Below are 18,233 nucleotides of genomic sequence, written 5' to 3'. Positions count from 1 at the left end.
ATGTTCCCGTCCTCTCACCGCACGAGAAGGATTGCCAATCTCCAATCCCTTCCAACGAGACTCAGGGCGCGGCGTTCATCAGATCGACGACGCTCTGCTGACGAGCCGCGTCCGTACGGTCCAGGCCTCCAGCCCACCGCAGACCATATGCATCCAGGGCATTGCGGTTGTTCGCGTAGGCGGAGTCGGCCTGACGGCGCAGGTAGCTGGTGTAGGGGTGATCGGACAACAGGGAGTTCAGCGCGCCCAATCCACGCACATACGCCCCCTTGAACGAAGGGCCGTCGGCGCCGCAGTCGCCCGTCTCGCACGGGTCCCTGAGGACTCCGTTCGAGTTGAGCGAGCTGGTGGTGGTCGACGCGTTCGCGAGCTGGCGCGCGATCGTGAGCAGGTTGCCATCCCCGGTGGCGCGATACAGCTCGGCGAGCCCGCCCAACAACACGCCCTGGTTGTAGGACCAGACGGTATCGCCATTGTTGCGGCAGGTACTCAGATTGATGCCGTCGTTCACCAGGTTCGACGAGTTGATCATCCCGGTGCCCTGGAACCACGTCCACTCCGCGCGGGCCCGCTGCAGATAGATCGTGTCACCCGGGATGCGGTTGTGCAGCGCGGCGTTCAGGTGCAGGTAGAGGCTGTTGGCGATAGCGGCCTTGTACGTCTTGGCGGTGCTCCACCAGACGCCACCTCCACACGTGCTGTCCCAATAGCGCGCCATGTGCTCGGCGTCGGCCCGGGCGGTGTCCAGGTAGCGGGTCTCGCCCGTCAGGTCGTACGCGGCGACCCACGCCAGCCCCCACCATCCCGTGTCGTCGATGTACTCGTTGGTGAAGTTCCCGCTCTGGGCATTGCGGTTGCGATCGTAGGTGTTGGCGATGGCATAGCGATAGCTATTCATGCCAGACACCCGGATGTTGTCGATGATCGCGGTCAGCGCGTTGGCGGAGTTCCACCAACCCGTGGTGCTGAACAGACCCGTGCTGTTGTTGTAGAACTGCATCAGCGCGGTCGCCGCGGCGGTACGCCGGTCCCAGGCATTCCACGTGGTCCGGGCCCACGGGGTACAGGCGATTTCGCTCCGGTCTCCCGCCTTGCCACAGGCGCGCATCGCGCCCACACCATTGCTGCCCCAATCGTCCACGTTGTACATCAGGGTGCGCCAACCGGTGGCCGAGGCGGGGATCTTCGTGGCGCCGAGCTTGCTGCCCGAGTCCCAGGAGCGTCCTCCGTCGAAGGACCGGTCGATCCAGACCTCGTCACCGGGGCTGCCGTTGTTGATGGACGCCCACGCCATCGCATCGTTGTCGTTGAAGTGCAGCCGGATCTGCCGCGAGTAGATGGAGGCGGAAACCGGCTGGCGCTCCTGCGGAGCCAGGGCCGGATCCCGCGCATCGCAGTACTTGTTGCAGATGGCCGCCGCCGTCGTGGTCCCGGCCGTCGCCACCGAGGGAATGCTGGCAAGAAGCGCCGCGGCGAGGGCACCGGCGCTGTATCGCGATGGGGTCATGACGTCTCCCGGAGACGGAAATGAGTCCGTTAATGAGGAAAAGCCGTAACCATAGGAGAGCCCATCTCTCCTCACCGGGTCACACGCTCCGCGTCCTTTCGGAGTGGGAGCTGCCCTGGAGTCCACCGCCATGGAGATGTCTCATGACGAGTGACAGTGGAGAACTCCTCCGACGGCGCCTGCGCAATCATCTGCCGCGGATGCTGGCCATCGCCGTGCTGTCCACGACGGTGGCGGCGGTGCTCTGGACGCGGGGATGGCTGGGACTGCCAGGCCTGGAGCGCATCCTGTACGACAGCGCGCTCACCCGCTTCACCCCGCAGCGGGGGCAGTCCTCCGACATCGTCGTGGTGGCCATTGATCAGCCAAGCCTCGACGGCGTGCGCAACACGCCCGCGTATGCGCGTGACTTCGGCCATTTTCCGTGGGCACCCGCCCTGTGGGCCGGAGTGCTGCGGGAGCTGTCACAGCAGGGCGTACGGGCCGTGCTCTTCGATCGGGTGATGGACGAGACCTCCGCCATGGCTGGCGTCGATCCAACGCTCGCCCAGGCCGTGCGCGACACCGGCATGCCCGTCTACCTGGGTATCTCCATCCACCCCAGCGCGCCTCCCCTGCCCCGGGTGGAACCCCTCCACACCCCTCGGGCACCTGGGGCCCCCGCTCCCCCATGACGGACCCCCTCTCCCCGAAGGCGGACTGGTGGAGCGAGAGCAGGAGCCGGACGGGAGCATGCGGCGCACCCACTTCGCCTACACGGATGGACAGAATCCGTACGTCACGCTGCCGGTGGCCCTGGCGGGAGACCTGTTCGGGGCGAGCGAGTTGGTGTTTTCCGGCCAGAAGCTGCGGCTAGGCTCGCGCGAGTTCCAGGTGAACCCGGATGGCAGCGCGGAACTCGATTTCGGCGGCACGCTGCACGAGCGCTTCCCCATCCTGCCCGTCTTGACCGTCCTGGATGCCTGGGCACTGAGGCAACAGGGCAAGCCCGGAGGAATCGATCCGGAGCTGCTGCGAGGGAAGATCGTCGTCGTGGGAGCGCTGGCGCCGGGAGTGGGAGACTACAAGGTCACGCCGTTCGCGGCCTTCACGCCGGGCGTGAGCCAGCAGGTGACGGTTCTGGAGAATCTCCTGTCTGGCCGATTCATCACCGAGACGCCCTTCTGGGTGAGCCTGCTGCTCGCGCTGGGGCTGGCGGTGCTGTCGGCGGTGGGGCTGATGACCCTGCGCTCGCCAGCGCTGGAGGTGGCTTGGCTGCTGGGGCTCGTGCCCGGGGTCTTCCTGGGCGTGGGCCTCTCGTTGGAATGGGCGCCATGGCCTCCAACCACCTCTTCGCTCGCCGCGAGGCCTTGTTCATCCGCCAGGCCTTCAGCCGGTACATGGAACCCCGGCTCATCGAGCAGATGATCGAGGAGGAGCAACTGCCACGGCTGGACGGTGAGGAGCGGGAGCTCACGGCGTTCTTCAGTGACGTGCGCGGCTTCTCCACCTTCTCCGAGCGCTTCCGGGACAATCCGCGCGCGCTCGTCCGCGTCCTCAACCAATACCTGACGCGGGTGAGCACCGCGCTGCTGCGGGAGGGGGGCTGTCTGGACAAGTACATCGGCGACGCGGTGGTGTGCCTCTTCGGCGCGCCCATCAGCCACTCGGACCATGCGCTGCGTGCCTGCCGGGGGGCGCTGGCGGCACAGGCGGAGGTGGAGCGGCTGCGCGCGGAGTTCCGCTCCCAGGGTCTGCCGGACGTGTACACGCGCATCGGCATCAACACGGCCCGGCTCTTCGTGGGCAACTTCGGCAGTGAGCAGTTCTTCGACTACACGGCCATGGGGGACGGAATGAACCTGGCGTCGCGGCTGGAGGGCGCGAACAAGGCCTATGGCTCCCTCATCATGATCGGCCCGCGCACCTACGAACTGGCACGTGAGCACATCGAGGTGCGGGAGCTGGACCAGGTCCGCGTCGCGGGCAAGACGGAGGCGGTGCGGGTGTATGAGTTGCTGGCGCTCAAGGGCGAGTTGCCGGCGGAGAAGCGGGAGACCGTGGAGCGCTACCACGAGGCACTGGCGCTCTACCGGCAGGGACGATTCGGAGATGCGGTGGCGGTGTTGGAGACAGGACTGGAGCGGGATCCTCGGGATGGACCCACCGCCGCGTTGCTCGAGCGCTGCCGGAAGTATGCGCGCATCCCACCCCCCGCGAGCTGGGACGGAGTCGCGAGCCTGGACAAATAGGGAACGGTTTGAATCGCGAGCGGTTTGAAGAACCCGTTGGACGCCTGGAGTCCTGGGCAGCACGAAGGGGGTAGCTGGGTCCAGTGCCATGGCTGGGAGTGTCTTATATCCAATAGTTGGATATGGTACGCTTACAATATTGCCCCACGGACGGATCCCGGGGAGGGCATTGACTTCCAGTCTCTCTTTTTTTTCATGATTCCTACCTCACGGCTCCAGGCGCTCGCGTCCTTCGTCCCAAGTTCACTGGTGAGGGGGTTGGCGGCGGACGAGACCCGCCCCCGAGAAGGAGCACGAAGTTCCGCGCCCGCGGTGCTCCTGTTCGCGGACGTCAGCGGATTCACCCCCTTGACCGAGGCGTTGGAGCGCAGCGGCCCGGAGGGTGCCGAGCGCCTGAGCGCCGTGATCAACACCTGCTTCTCCACGTTGCTCGAAACGGTGCTGGATCATGGAGGCGACATCCTCCGATTCGCGGGAGATGCCATCCTGGCGTTGTGGCCCGCGGAAGAGCCCTCGGACTCCGCGCGGATGGCCGCGCGGTGTGCCCAGGCGATCCAGGTCGCGGTGGCGAAGCTGGATGTGGAAGGAGTCCGGCTGAAGCTGCGGATTGGAATCACCGCGGGACCCGTGGTCCTGTCCGACGTCGGTGGAGAAAATGGCCGGTGGGAGTTCCTCGCCACGGGTCCCATCCTGCGGGAAATGGCCCAGGCACAGGGAGACGCCAGGCCAGGGGAAGTCGTGCTCAGTGCCGAGGCGTGGCGGTGGTTGGGGGGAATCGCGAGAGGAGAAGCACTGCCTTCGGGGTGCATCCGGTTGGAGGAACTTCCCTCCATGCCACTGCCCCGGGTTCGCCTGCCGGAGGCCTACGCGCGGATGGAACGCTCGCTTCGGGCCTACCTGCCCGAAGTGGTGTTGCGTCGGCTGGACGCCGGGCATTCGCAATGGCTCTCCGAGTTCCGTGCCGCCACCATCCTGTTCATCGGGCTGATGGACCCCAGCCTGTCCACCGGAGAGCGGCCCGAGACCATCCAGCACGCCTTTCGCGCCATCCAGGCGGGGCTCCAGCGCTACGAGGGCGGAGCCACCCAGGTCGTGGTGGACGACAAGGGCGTCGTCACGGTGGCCGCCTTCGGACTGCCTCCGCTTTCGCACGAGGATGACGCCTCGCGCGCTTGCAGGGCGGCGCTCCAGATCCATGCCTCGCTCACGCGGCTAGGGCTCACCCCCTGCCTGGGCATCACCAGCGGACGCGTGCTGTGCTGCGCCTATGGGACGGCCTTCCGGCGCGAGTACGTGATGGTGGGCCGCGCCGTGAATCTCTCCGCGCGGCTGATGCAGGCATCGCGGGGCCGGATCCTGTGCGACAGCCACACGGCGCGGCTCGCCTCCCACCAGATGATGTTCGAGACACTCGACCCCATCCAGGTGAAGGGCCGCCAGGAGCCCGTGGAACTCTTTCGGCTCGTGGCGGCCAGCTCCGCCTACCAACGGCCTCCCCGGCAGGTCCCCCTCGTGGGACGGCGGGAGGAGCGCGCCCGGTTGGCCGAGGCGGTCCATGCACTCTCCACCCGGGCCGAGGGAGGAATGGTCTGGATCGAGGGAGAGGCGGGAATGGGCAAATCCCGCTTGGTGGAGCACCTCATCGCGGAGGCCAGCTCTGCGGGGTTGGAAACCAGCCTCGGGGAAGGCCACGTCCTGGAAGGAGCCACGCCCTACCACGTCTGGCGGGAGCCCCTGGCCCGGCTCCTGGGCCTCAAGGACCTGCCGGATGAAGCCGCTCGCACGGCCCTGCTGCTGAGCCTGCTGGAGAACCGGCCGGATGCCCGCGAGAAGGCCTCGCTTCTCAATGAACTGTTGAGCGTGAGCGTTCCGGAGACGGACTGGGTGCGAGGACTCTCCGGCGAGCTGCGTGCCAACAACACGCGCGAGTTGCTGATGGGCTTGCTCGCGGAGGCATGCCAGGCGCGCCCACGCGTGGTCGTGCTCGATGACGTCCATTGGATGGACTCATCTTCCTGGGAACTCGTCACCACCCTCCAGGGCCGGCTCGGACGTCTGCTGCTCGTGCTCGCCAGCCGCCAGATGGAGCATCCACCCGCCGGGGCGAGTCAACTCCGGGCCCATCCCGGACTGCTCCATCTACTCCTCGAGCGACTGCATCCCCTCGATACGCTGTCCTTGGTGAGTGCGCGAATCGGGGCGCGGAGCCTGACGCCAGAACTCGCCGAGTACATCCGCGAGAAGGCGGAGGGCAATCCGTTCTTCAGTGGGGAACTCGCCTTCACCTTGGTGGAGCACGGGCACGTGGTCATTGATCAAGACGTGGCCCGTCTGAAGCCCGGAACGGAACTGTCCCAGTTGGACTTGCCTCACACGGTCCAGGGAGTCGTGAGCAGCCGTATCGATCGGCTCACCCCGACGCAGCAACTCGTCCTCAAGGTGGCCAGTATCGTGGGCCGGGTCTTCTCATTGGAGACCATCGAGGCGCTCTACCCCGTGAAGGAGGACAAGAGCCGGGTGGGTGAGGAGTTGGAGGCACTGGTCCGCACACGGCTCGTGACGCGGCAAATGGCGGAGTCCAAGCCCGTCTATGCTTTCGAGCACGCGCTCATCCAGGATGCCGCCTACGCGATGATGATCTTCTCCCAGCGGCGGCGATTGCACCGGGATCTGGCCATGCTGCTGGAGCGCGAGCCGGACTCCCGCGGCGGCGTCGCGCTGCATGCGAGGATGGCCCACCACTGGAGGATGGCGGAGGAATCATCCCATGCGGTGACGCACCTGGAGAAGGCGGGAACGGTCGCGCTTTCCACGGGCGCCTTCCGCGAGGCCTACGCCTTCCTCTGGGATGCGCGCCAGCTGGGTGAACGTCTGGAGATTGACAGCCTACGGCGAGCCCGATGGAGCGCGGGCATGGGCGAGGCCCTTCGCCGCGTGGGTGACATGTCGGACGCTCAAGAGCACTTGAGTGAGGCCTTGCGCTTCCTGGGTCGCCGGTTGCCTCGAACTCCCTCTGGCTGGATGACCCGTGGGCTCTGGGAAGTAGGACGGCAATTCACCCATCTCTTGTTTCAGCGCGCTCCCCAAAACAGTCATGCCGCCAATGAGCGTTTGTCGCTCTCCTCCCGGGTCCTGGCCATGATGGGTCAGATCTACTTCTTCTACCGCCAGCCCGCGAAGTTGCTCACCTGCAGCCTCATGTCCATCAACGACGCGGAGGCGGCGGGAAGGATGGGGGTCGCCGCGGAGGCGTACGCGACGCTGGCCTACACGGCGGGATTGGCACAGTTGCTCAAGCTTTCTCTCCGCTACACTTCCTTCATGCGTGCGACCTCCGATCCAAGCGCGCAGGCACTCAGTTACCTCACCGAGAGCAGCATTGTCAGTTTTTGCGGCGCCCCTTCACGAAGTCTCGCCCTGGGCGAACAGGCGCTGGAGAAGATGAGACGGTTGAACGATCCAAACGGAATGGGGCAGGCACTCATACCACTCATCCTCTCCATGCAATTGTGGGGATACTCCAAGAAGGCACTGCGCTACCGAGAGGCATTGCTCACCGTCGGGCGGGAGAGCACCAACCCGCAGCACTTCTCGTGGGCGCACGTGCTTGGCTCCCCATCGCTGCTGATGCAGGCGCGTCCCGAGGAGTTGCTGGCGGGCCTGGGTGAACTCAAACCGCTGCTGCCTCAAATCGAGAGGGAGGAGCCGACCATCGCCTTCGGGCACCATACGGCCTCGGCCCTGGCTTTCGCTCATTTGGAGGACTGGGGGCAAGCCCGCGAGTGGGCGCTGCGCGCGTTCTCCCTGCGCGAAGGATTCATGCCTAAAATCCATAACTACTGCGACGTCTTCGGGCTCGCCGGGTTGGTGGATGTGTGTTTCCTGCTCTGGGAAAACGCCCTTTCTCATGGAATGGCCGACGCGAACGAGTGGCGGAGACACACCCTGACAGCCCTGCGGGCCTTGCGCCGCTTCGCGCGAATCCATCCCTTCGGGCGAACGTTCGTCGAACGATTCGAAGGGCACCATCATGCAGTGACTGGAGATACATCACGGGCCCTCCGGCTCTTCATCCGCGCGAGGAACTCGGCGCGAGAATATGGCCTCGAGCATGAAGAGGGAGTCGCCCTCTACGAATTGGGCCGCTGGTCTCCGGAGCACAAACAGCGCCGGGCATTCTTGTCCGAGGCTCACGACATCTTCACGCGTCTGGAGGCGGTCCACGACCTCCGGGCAATGGAGCCCCTGGCTCCCGAATTCACATCCGAGTCGCACCAACTCGCCGTGGGCTGAACGCCCCGTGCAACGAATCGGATCCTCCTGCTGGAGTGGACTCATTCCTCCAAGCGGACCCAACCCACGACATCCGGGAGCCAATTGTCATGAATGAATATCCTTGGACTCAATCCTTCCTCGACCAGATGCGAACGGAGGGCGATCCCCTTGCCGATCAGGTCGTGGATGCGCTGTTCGCGAACCATGCAGCGGACGAGGCGAACACTCTTTTACGCAAGCTTGGCACCTCTCGGGAGTTCTCCGTGGATACACTTCCCCCCGTGCTCCGCGATTACTTCATCCAGACCGCGGCCATTCCGGCGCTGGACGAGGACAAGCTTCTCCTGGGACAGCAGGTCTTCGCGGAATATGGTCCGGAGATCGCGCTCATCCTGGCGTGCTACTCGCTTCCCTTCTGTTACGCCGACCAGAAGGGGGTTCATGTCCTCTACCGGACTGGCTTCTTGATGAAAAGGGCTCGCGCGCGCGTCTTCCAGACGTTGCAGATGCTGATGGATGTCTTCTCCCCGGGAGGAATGAGCCCGGGAGGCAAGGGCATTGTGTCGGTCCAGAAGGTGCGGCTGATGCACGCGGGCGTCCGCTACCTGTTGACTCACGACGCGAAGGAACCCTGGGACGAAGCACGAGGCCGCCCGGTGAACCAAGAGGACATGGCGCTGACGTACTGCACTTTCACCACCCTCGTCATCCGGCATGGACTGGAGAAATTGGGAGTCAAACTGAGTTTGGAGCAGCAAGAGGCCTACCTGTACACCTGGAACGCGGTGGGCCAGTTGCTGGGATTGAGGAGTGAGCTACGCCCCGCGACCCTGGACGACGCGGACGATCTCTGCCGGACCATCCAGGAGAGGGTGTTCGCCGAGACCGACGAAGGCCGGCAATTGACGGCGTCCCTCATCGAAGCACTCTCCTCTCTGCTTTCCCCAGCGTTTCAGAAGTTGCCCTCGGTGATGATGCGCCACTTCCTGACACCCGACCCCTACTCCAACAAGGATCTGGCATCGATGCTGGGGGTCCCCGATGAAGGAGGTGTCGTGCTCCGCACCGCCGTGACGCTCATCAGCAAAATCTGCGACCATGCCAACAATGATTCGGACTTGATACGCTTGATCAACCGCGATGTCAGCTTGTCCCTATTCAATGGCCTGCTGCGCATGAGTCATACCGACAGCGCGTCCTTCGAGATTCCAACCGACCTGTATGCCTACTGGAAGCTCGAATCGGAGGCGGCGTAATCTCCATGAATCCACTCTTCATTCTTCGTCACACTCATCATCCCGCACTGGATATCTGGGCCTGGTGGAACATCATCGGGGAGGTTGGCTCGTTCCTGTGGGTGGTCGCCTACGCGCTCATCGTCCGGCAATGCCACCAGCAGAAGACCTATGGCATCCCCATGGTGGCCATCTGTCTCAACATGGGCTGGGAGGTTCTCACGGCTTGGGTCCTTCCCAACCCTGTCGAGGTCTGGCTCTGGCTGGAGCGGGCCTGGTCGATCCTGGACCTGTTCATCCTCGGCCAACTCCTGCGCTACGGCAGAGCCGAGCAGAAGTTCCCCGAGACTCGTCAGTACTTCTATCCCCTCATCGGCCTGACCTTGGTCCTCTCCTTCTGCGGTCAGTACTCCTTCATCAAGATGTATCAAGACAACATGGGTTTCATGGATGCATTCATGATCAACCTCGTCATGAGCATCCTGTTCGTGGGCCTCTATTACGAGCGGCGCGAGACGCGACAGGGCCTGTCCGTTCCGGTCGCCTGGCTCAAGATGCTGGGCTCCCTGGGCACGGGCATCCAATCCCAGGTCGTCGTCCGCTCGATCGATCACATGCACCAGGGAGTGCCGTTTCTCACATTCCTGAGTCTCAGCATTCTCTTGTTCGACTGTGCCTACATCTATCTGCTGATGAAACCCGTCCGGAGTCCCGCCGGACAGCCCGTGCTCGCGCCCGCCGGGTGAGGAAGCTGCGTCCCCTCTCCCCTGAGTTCCACATGCGACCCGACGCGCATTGACGGGGAAGATGCGCCAGACCCATACTGTCCGACCACCAACAATCACGCCGCGTGACCAAGGGCGAGGCCACCTGGAGGTTCGAGCGCGTGGCCCGGACAGCATGAAAGGGACGCATGTACCACGAGCTGCTGTACCACCTGGACCTGTGCATCCTGGCCTACCACCAGTACACCCAGAGCTTGGTCTGGCCATTCGATCCCTACTATGAGCGCCTCGCGCTCAAGGGCTCGAGCCGGCGCGAGAACTTCATGACCCAGGTCCGCACGCTGTTCCTGGGGAACAGCGCCTATCATGGGCCTGGAAACACACACGGCTGGGCCGTCAACAACGCCCTGGATCCCATTGTCAGCAGATATGACCGGCTCCACCCCTGGCGGATCGCCTTCTGCAGCCCGGAGCCTGGCAATTGGCTGTGCTACAAGCTCCCCACCTACATCACCGACCGTATCGCCTCGGTGGCCATGTGCTCCTATCAGGCGGGAGCGGGAAACCCGAACAACGCCACGGCGGCCGCTCAAATCCAAGCAGCCGTTGCCAGACCGCTAGGGATTGGTGGCGGTGGCGCGGACCGGCTCTATAACTTCGAGGGAGGAACGGGCACCATCAACGGCACCCCGAACGTCTGGAGTCTGATGGGGTGCGTGCTCGAGCGGCATCACGGGGGAACGTACGACGTCCACATCGCCTTCCGAGGCAGCCGCAGTGGGTCGGGGGCACGCGCGCTGACTTTTGGACTCGCGGGAAAGGGCAACCCGGACTGGGTGACGGACATGGACTTCAACACGGTGGTCCAGGACAACTATTTCAGTGTCCACGGCTCCGTGTGCCGCGGGTTCAGCCGGTCCGTGAAGACCTCCATCCCCTCCATCCTCACGATCCTGCAGCACATCCACGCCCAGAATGGGGCGCCCCCCGCCAACATCTACGTCACGGGGCACAGCCTCGGAGGCGCGCTGGCCACCCAGTTCGCCACGGCGATGGTCCTGGGCACCACCCACGGCCCCGACGGAGCCAACCTGCCGGGCAATCTCCCCACCTGGCCCTGGCGCAACGTGAAGCTCATCACCTTCAGCGCGCCGGTCGCGGGCGGCAAGAGCTTCCACAGACAGTTCAACTCCAGGATTTTCTGCCGGCGGGTGGTGCTCAGCCAGGATCCCATCACGCAAGACAAGCGCGGCTATCACGTCGGTTCGGAGGTCTACGTCACGGGGGAAAACACCTTCAACCCGGTCCCCCTGGCCTACCACGAGCCCATGAACGTCCGGGAGCGGCTCTACCGGAAGGCCGGTCAATGGGGCGATGCCCTGGCCAACGTTCCCGGTCCCAACAAGAATCACGTGGATTTCCCCTGGAAGGTCTACGACAGCTTCCGCGCGCTGTACCAGGCCGAGGCGTCGCTTCATGGCGCGGGCGTCCTCAACGGCATGCTGACCGGCTTGGACGGAGACGTGGTTCGCTATCTGGGCACCATCGCCGCCGTCCTGGGAGATTCCGGGGCGTACAAGTCCTTCATTCGTGACTCGAAGGTGACGGCCCGGTCGACGAGCATCATGACCGCCAGTCATCACATGGGGAACACGGCCGCCGTCGCGCTAGCGGCCGCGCCCAACGCCCTGGCCGCGGAGGTGCAGTTGGTGCGCGCTCAGTTCGGCGAGGTGGGCAAGCACCTGTCCTTCGCTCTCATGCTGGCGGAACTGGCTCGCAATCCCGCCCTGGACTTCGGCGCCTTCATCCCGAACGCGACGCTCAACGAGTGCATTCAGTAGCGCGCCGTCCAGGCGTGGAGCTAGCTGGCGCGCACCAATTCGCGGAGGATGTCCCGGCTCCGGGTCCACAAGAGCGAGCCACCTTCGTCCGGCAACACATGCAAGCGCGCGTTCGGAAAGCGTGAACTCAGGGTCGCCCCGAAGTCCGGAGAGTGAACAGGGCTCGTATCACGCTGTCCGTACCAGAGGCTCACGGGCACGGAGATGGCCTCGGGCCGCGTCGACCAGCGGCTCATGGCCAGGGTGAGGTCACGGACATACCCACCAGGTCCTTGGGCGAATCCCTCGGCCAGGGACTGCTGGTACGCGGCGGCGAACGCGGGCTCGTTGTAGAGGACCCGATCCTCGGGCGCGCTCATGCCGATGATGAGCGACCACAGCCCCCGCGCATCCACCCGTGCCGCGAACGAGGCCTCGAACCCCTCCCGATCCGCCTCGATCGCCGCGACCAGTCCAGCGACGTCCGGATGAAGCATCCGCCGCGTCGGTGGGTACGCGAGTTCGTCCTGGCCGGAGACAAGGGCCAGGGCCGAGACGGTGTTCATACCGGCGACGGCGACCGCGAAGGGAGCTCCCTGCGAGAAACCGACCACGGCGGGTCGCACAATCCCCTCGCATCGCAGCACGGACACGACATCCCGCGCGTAGCTCGCGAGGCTCTTGTCCGGGTCCGGCGCCGACCCGCCGAGCCCCGGGCGATCGATGCAGATCAATCGCACGCTCAGTTCTCGGAGGGCGTCCGCGCCGAAACCGAAGGAACGGGTCATGCCCGCGCCCGTGCAGAAGAGCACCGGCGTGCCATGAACGTCCCCCCACTCGGACCAGCCCAGGCGCCGTCCATCCTCGAGATCGAGTTGGCGGGTGCGGTCTGGCGCTGGGAATCGAAGGGTCATCCCCGGAGTGTATGGAAGTTCGGGCCCTTCAGCGAAGCAGAAAAATGCAACCTCACTGATTTTCCAGTTTAAATGGTAAAACCTGAGTTGTAGGATTCGAGCGATCGCCTCGAAGGAACAGCTCCGGATGAAACGACCCATCGCTCTCGCCCTGGCCGTGTGCGCGACCGCTTGCGCACCGGCTGAATCCGCATCCGATACACCCGCCCATGCCCAGCCCGGCCAGAAGGAGCAGGGCGCCGGCACGCTCGCCACCTCCGAGGCGAACGCCATCCGCTTCCTCGAGCAAGCCACGTTCGGCCCGCGCCGCGCCCAGGGCACGGGCCCGTTGCCCATCGACTCGGTGGAACAGGTGGCCGCCGTCGGTATCACCCAGTCCATCACCGCGCAGTTCAATGCCCCGCGCTCGACGTTCGACGCGGAGGCCACGGCGGACCTCAGCTCGCAGTTCTTCTCCAACGCCATCCAGGGAGAGGATCAGCTCCGGCAGCGGGTGGCGTTCGCGCTGAGCCAGATCTTCGTCGTCTCGCAGAACGGCATCCCCAACCCGCAGGGCACGCCCGAGAACGAGCCCCGGCTCGCGATGGCGGGCTATCTCAACCTGCTCTCCCAGCGCGCCTTCGGCAATTTCCGCCAGCTGCTGGAGGCCATCACGCTCGACCCCGCCATGGGCACGTACCTCGACATGGCGAACAACAAGGCGTTCAAGGCGAACGGCCAGCCCGTGCAGCCGAACGAGAACTACGCGCGGGAAATGCTCCAGCTCTTCACGCTCGGGCTCCACCAGCTCAACGAGGACGGCACCGAGAAGAGGGACGCCAACGACGAGCTCATTCCCGCCTACACCGAGGAGCAGGTGCAGGCCTTCGCCGCGGCCCTCTCCGGGTGGACCTATGCCAGCGGCACGGGTTGCCCGACGGTGGGCCGCTCGAACCCGCCCAGCTACCCGGCGCCGATGATTGGCTGTGACGCGAACCACGACTCCAGCGCACGGCGCCTCCTCCGGGGCCAGATGACGACCGCTGGAGCCGGCGCCACGCGGCACCTGACCGAGGCGCTCGACAACGTCTTCGCCGATCCGAACCTCCCGCCGTTCATCTGCAAGCAGCTCATCCAGCACCTCGTCACCAGCAACCCGAGCCCCGCCTACGTCCAGCGCGTGGTGGATGCCTTCAAGAGCAACGGCAACGGCGTGCGAGGCGATCTGCGCTTCGTGGTGCGGAAGATCCTGGAGGACAGCGAGGCGCGCGGCTCGACGGCGCCGTCCGCGCAGCAGCCCACGTACGGGCACCTCCGCTCCCCCGCCCTGTTCGTCACCACCGCCGTCCGGTGGCTGAATGGGACGCTCGACACCACGGGAGGCAAGGACCCGGGCGCGAAGCTCAGCAACTGGAGCCGCGCGATGGGGCAGTTCGTCCCCCGCTCTCCGTCGGTCTTCAGCTACTACCCGCCGAACGCTCCGGCGCCCGGCGCCAACGGCCTGCTCGGGCCCGAGTTCGCCATCCTCGACACCGCGACCGTCACGGCGCGCGCCAACTTCGTGCACGAGCTGCTCTACGCCAACACCGCCGCCAATGCCGGCATCCTCATCGACCTGAACACCGTTCCCTCGGCGCCAACGGACCTGGTGGCTTGGCTGGATCACAACCTGCTCCACGACACGATGTCCGCGGACCTCCAGCTCGTCCTGCAAAACTCCCTGGCGGACCCGCGCGCGGGCGACACGACGCGCAAGAAGAAGCTGGCCCTCTACCTCACGACCCTTTCTCCCGAATTCCAGATCCAGAGGTGAGCCCCATGACGCTCTCACGACGCCTGTTCCTGCGCGGCGCCTCCAGCACCCTGGGGCTTCTCGCCGCTTCCTCGACCCTTCCCCGCTGGCTCGGCACGGCGGAGGCCGCCACCCTCGGTGGCTACGCCGGCTACCGCGCGGCGGTCTGCGTCTTCCTGCTGGGCGGCAATGACGGCAACAACGTCCTCGTTCCCCTGAAGAGCGGTCCGTACGGGCAATACCGCGACGCGCGGCCGAACATCGGCTTCGACACGTCCGAGCTGCTCGCCATCAACCCGGTGGGCCAAGACGCGGCCTCCTACGGACTGCACCCCTCGCTCACGAAGATCCGCGCGCTCTTCGAGCAGGAGCGCGCCGCGCTGCTGTGCAACGTGGGGCCCCTGGTGAAGCCCATGCGGAAGGCCGATTACACCAACGGCACGGTGGCCCGGCCCGACAACCTGTTCTCCCACAGCGACCAGCAGGACGCCTGGGCGAGCGCCATCGCGAACCCCTCCACCGCGGCGCTGCCCCTGGCGCTCATCGGCAAGGCCACCGGTTGGGGCGGCCGGACGGCGGACAAGCTGCACGGGCTCAACCCAGGGGAGTACCCGGAGGTGACCTCGTTCGGGGGCAAGCCGCTCTTCGCCGTGGGCGCGGAGCGGCAGCCGATGATGGTGTCATCCAGCGGCGTGCTCGCGTTCCGCGAAACGGGCGACGCCAACTTCAGCGCCCTCCAGGCGAACGCGCTGGCCCAGGTGGTCGCCCTCGACAACGGCGTGGCGCTGGAGGCGTCTTACGGCGGGGTCTTCACCACGGCGCAGACATTCGCCGCGGCGCGTGCCGCCGCTCGGGAGACGGCCTGGAATCAGCTTCCACCGGCGACGCGTGACAGCCTGGACGCGCTGTTCGTCCCGCCCGCGGGAGCGACGAACTGGACGCTGCACACCCAGCTCTACCAGGTGCTCCGCGACCTCATCGCGGGAGCCATGCCCACGGCGCTCACCGGGCTGGGCGTCCGGAGGCAGGTGTACTCGGTGGGGCTGGGCGGCTTCGACACCCACACGAACCAGCGGCAGACGCAGGACGCGCTGCTCGCGGAGCTCGACTTCGCTCTCGACGCCTTCCACCAGGCGGTGGCCCTGCTCCGGACAGAAACGGCCTTTGGCTCGAGCCCGCCGCAGGCCACGCTCTTCACGATGAGCGACTTCAGCCGCACCCTGATGGAGAACTCGGACCGGGGTACCGACCACGGCTGGGGAAATCACTCCATCGTGATCGGAGAGCGCGTCCAGGGGCGCCGCCTCTACGGCACCTTCCCCAGCCTAAACCTGTCGGGGGGCGCGGTGAACAACCCGGACACCACCGACGCCAAGGGGCGCTGGATTCCATCGCTGACGGTGGACCAGTACTCCTTCTCCGTCGCCTCCTGGCTGGGGCTGTCGACGGCGGCGGAGCGCGACTACGTGTTCCCGAACCTCTCGGGCTACGTGGCCGCCGCGGTGGCCGGCGGATTCCCCACCTCCGCGCGGGCCTACAAGGTCGCGTTCATGCAGCCAGACGCATAGGACGCCCAGCGACCGGACGTCGCACACCTACCGGGGCGGGAGCGCCACCTCGTTGGAGACGACTTCCGCCTGGAAGGCATCCACCACCCGCCACCGCGAGCGCCCCCGTGGGTCCGCGGTGTCGAGGGCATGACACCCTCCACCCGGAGACACCGTGGCCACGGTCCGCCAGTCACCCGGCCTGGCGTCCTCGTCCTCGGTATCCGCCCGCTGCAGGTGCAGAACCTCTCCTCCTCCCTGCACCACCAGGCACGGCGTGTCCTCTCCGGACAACCCGCTCCGGGACAACGAGACGTGGGGCCGGGCCACGGGGTTGGTGATCCAAATGGGGGCCAGAAGCACCTCGGCATCTGGCTGTCCCTGTTGCAGCCGCAACACGTAGATGGACTCGTAGGGCGTCAGACTCAGGGTCTGCTTCAGGTCCACCCGCTTCTCATCCGCGTACTCGAAAACCACCAGCGGCCGATCCGGCTGGAAGGGAGACCACACCTCCAGGCGCTTCCAGGCATCGCGTCCGGCGCGGCCCTCGCGGGTGGTCCCCCAGACGGTGAAGTCGAGCCGTTCCTCTCCGGGTGCCAGGGTGAACTCGGAGCCCATGGGATGCTGGTTGACCACGAAGAAGCCGGAGGCGGCGGGCACGGTGGTGTGGAAGGCCCGGCGCTCGCGCAGCGCCCAGAGGAAGCTCTCATAGGTGAAGGGCTCGCTCGCCGGCAGCAGGATGCCCGCGCGTCCCCCGCGCTCCTCGCCCTTCCATTTCTCCGGGGGAACGCCCGGCTCCTGGGGAAGGGCGAAGGAGGCATGCGAGTCCGTGTTCGACACGGGCGCGACCCGAAAGCCCCGTCGCAGCAGCTCGAAGTACGACGGCATGCCGTTGTACTCGGCCAGCTCGACGACCTCGCGCACCTTGCGGCGGCGATCAGGCTCCGAGGGCAGGCTGAACCACGGATCGTCCTGGTTCGGGTGGTTGAGCTGCACATGGGTGCTTCGCGTCGGATCCTCCGCGTAGCGGGCGATGAGGGCGGAGTGCCAGACGCTCAGGCTGTCCGTATCCAGGAGGATGAGCTGGTTGAAGGCACTGAAGTGCGTGAGGTTCTGGGGACCGGCGTAGCTCTCCACCCCCTTGAGCGCCAGCAGGTCCGGCGGCTGGAGCGAGTTGGCGCTCGAGAGAAACCGGTGCAGCGGCGCCAGTTCGTCATAGAGCTTCCAGGACGTGCTGTGATTGGTGATGGCGATGAAGTCGTAGCCGAAGTACCAGGCCGAGAGGTTCACCTCGTCGCGCTGGATGTTCGGCGTGGCCTGTCCCGAGGCGCCGTGGCCCCGGGAGTGCGCGTGGAGATCTCCCAGGTACGTCCTCCAACCGCCCTGTGCCTCCGGGGCGATGAGGTGGCGCTGGTTGCCGATGCGGCTGGGCGGACGTGGGTAGCGGTCGCTCGCGGGCACGTTGGTGACATCGGGATCCCACGGCCAGCCCCCCGCCGGTTGGGGCTCGTGCGCGAGCACGGAGGAGGGCAAGAGCAGGGAGGCCAGGAATGACGCCAGGCGCGGCAGGTGACGACGGAACATCGGGTCTCCAGTGTGTGACGAATGAGCCGGACGTAAGAAGTCGCCACACAACTCTCGCATCACCACGGTCCGGAGGCCGCAAGTGCCTGCCATGTGCTCAACACCAGCGAACCGTGATGCTCCTTGATTTAAAAGTAATTCATGAATAAGGTGCTTACCGTGATGGTCCGGAAAGTGGCGTCGCAGCCGTCTTGTGACCCCCGCGAGACCTCGCACGCGATTCGAACGTGGATCCGCGTCTCCAATTCGAAAGGAACTGACGAATGAATGCGATTCGGAGTGGCATCCTGGCGGTGGGGTTGATCGCGCTGTTCGGGACCGGCTGTGGTCCCCAGGAGCAGGCCCCGGCCTCCGAGCAGGCTCCGGCCTCCGAGCAGTCCCAGGCAGGCGGCGAGCAGGTGCGTCTCGACGAGTATCTCGGCGGAGGTGAGGTGAAGTCGCAAGGCACCGGTTGTTGCGCCAAGTGCGCCAACCGCATCGATGCCCACCTGCTGTGGTGGGTGTCGGAGAACTGCACGTACCAGGCGCAGTCGTGGTGCGCGGAGCCTGGCAAGAACCGTGGCAGCTTCCAGGATGCCTACTGGGGCTCCTGCCGCGACGATCTGTTCTGACGCGCGGCGTGAC

General features: G+C 65.8%; 13 protein-coding genes. 10 read left to right on the top strand and 3 right to left on the bottom strand.

All coding sequences use genetic code 11. From position 1 onward, the window contains the following. Positions 1-61: 61 nt before the first annotated feature. A complete protein-coding gene (locus tag MEBOL_RS32190; protein WP_095981026.1) occupies positions 62-1,507 on the bottom strand; it encodes a glycoside hydrolase family 76 protein in 1,446 nt (481 codons plus the stop codon). A 143-nt stretch (positions 1,508-1,650) separates the two neighbouring features. Here MEBOL_RS32190 and MEBOL_RS43985 point away from each other — a divergent pair, with 143 nt between their 5' ends. The 7 genes from MEBOL_RS43985 (at position 1,651) to MEBOL_RS32165 (ending at position 11,814) form a co-directional block, all read left to right on the top strand. Next, the gene (locus MEBOL_RS43985; RefSeq protein ID WP_342747692.1) at positions 1,651-2,181 is read left to right on the top strand and encodes a CHASE2 domain-containing protein; all 531 of its coding nucleotides are present in this window, start codon (positions 1,651-1,653) and stop codon (positions 2,179-2,181) included. A 58-nt stretch (positions 2,182-2,239) separates the two neighbouring features. Next, a complete protein-coding gene (locus MEBOL_RS43980) occupies positions 2,240-2,914 on the top strand; it encodes a CHASE2 domain-containing protein (RefSeq protein WP_342747691.1) in 675 nt (224 codons plus the stop codon). Beyond that, positions 2,821-3,738: an adenylate/guanylate cyclase domain-containing protein gene (locus MEBOL_RS43975; RefSeq protein ID WP_342747690.1), complete on the top strand. Its 918-nt coding sequence runs from the start codon at positions 2,821-2,823 to the stop codon at positions 3,736-3,738. Before MEBOL_RS43980 ends, MEBOL_RS43975 begins: the two co-directional genes overlap by 94 nt. A gap of 195 nt (positions 3,739-3,933) precedes the next feature. Continuing rightward, on the top strand, positions 3,934-8,031 hold the full coding sequence (locus tag MEBOL_RS32180; protein WP_095981025.1) for an AAA family ATPase: 4,098 nt from the start codon (positions 3,934-3,936) through the stop codon (positions 8,029-8,031). An 89-nt stretch (positions 8,032-8,120) separates the two neighbouring features. Further along, positions 8,121-9,269, top strand: a complete 1,149-nt coding sequence (locus MEBOL_RS32175; protein ID WP_157823793.1) for an oxygenase MpaB family protein — start codon at positions 8,121-8,123, stop codon at positions 9,267-9,269. A gap of 5 nt (positions 9,270-9,274) precedes the next feature. Then, a complete protein-coding gene (locus MEBOL_RS32170; RefSeq protein WP_095981023.1) occupies positions 9,275-9,994 on the top strand; it encodes a transmembrane-type terpene cyclase in 720 nt (239 codons plus the stop codon). Positions 9,995-10,161: 167 nt separating this feature from the next. Then, positions 10,162-11,814, top strand: coding sequence for a lipase family protein (locus tag MEBOL_RS32165; RefSeq protein WP_095981022.1), 1,653 nt, complete (start codon positions 10,162-10,164; stop codon positions 11,812-11,814). 20 nt (positions 11,815-11,834) lie between these two features. Here MEBOL_RS32165 and MEBOL_RS32160 read toward each other — a convergent pair whose 3' ends face one another. Further along, positions 11,835-12,707 carry an alpha/beta fold hydrolase gene (locus tag MEBOL_RS32160; RefSeq protein WP_095981021.1) on the bottom strand — a complete coding sequence of 291 codons (873 nt, stop codon included), beginning with the start codon at positions 12,705-12,707 and terminating at the stop codon, positions 11,835-11,837. 127 nt (positions 12,708-12,834) lie between these two features. On the opposite strand from MEBOL_RS32160, the gene MEBOL_RS32155 reads away from it, so the two are divergent. After that, positions 12,835-14,499 carry a DUF1800 domain-containing protein gene (locus MEBOL_RS32155; protein WP_095981020.1) on the top strand — a complete coding sequence of 555 codons (1,665 nt, stop codon included), beginning with the start codon at positions 12,835-12,837 and terminating at the stop codon, positions 14,497-14,499. Positions 14,500-14,504: 5 nt separating this feature from the next. Then, on the top strand, positions 14,505-16,046 hold the full coding sequence (locus MEBOL_RS32150; protein ID WP_095981019.1) for a DUF1501 domain-containing protein: 1,542 nt from the start codon (positions 14,505-14,507) through the stop codon (positions 16,044-16,046). A 27-nt stretch (positions 16,047-16,073) separates the two neighbouring features. Here the strand turns inward: MEBOL_RS32150 and MEBOL_RS32145 are convergent, their stop codons facing one another. Then, positions 16,074-17,609: a CehA/McbA family metallohydrolase domain-containing protein gene (locus MEBOL_RS32145; RefSeq protein ID WP_095981018.1), complete on the bottom strand. Its 1,536-nt coding sequence runs from the start codon at positions 17,607-17,609 to the stop codon at positions 16,074-16,076. A gap of 263 nt (positions 17,610-17,872) precedes the next feature. Here MEBOL_RS32145 and MEBOL_RS32140 point away from each other — a divergent pair, with 263 nt between their 5' ends. Continuing rightward, positions 17,873-18,220, top strand: a complete 348-nt coding sequence (locus MEBOL_RS32140; RefSeq protein ID WP_095981017.1) for a hypothetical protein — start codon at positions 17,873-17,875, stop codon at positions 18,218-18,220. The last annotated feature ends 13 nt before the right edge of the window (positions 18,221-18,233 follow it).

Source organism: Melittangium boletus DSM 14713 (genome assembly GCF_002305855.1).
Taxonomy (GTDB): Bacteria; Myxococcota; Myxococcia; order Myxococcales; family Myxococcaceae; genus Cystobacter; species Cystobacter boletus.
Note: the sequence above shows the minus strand (reverse complement) of the source record. Positions and strands in the feature narration are given on the sequence as shown.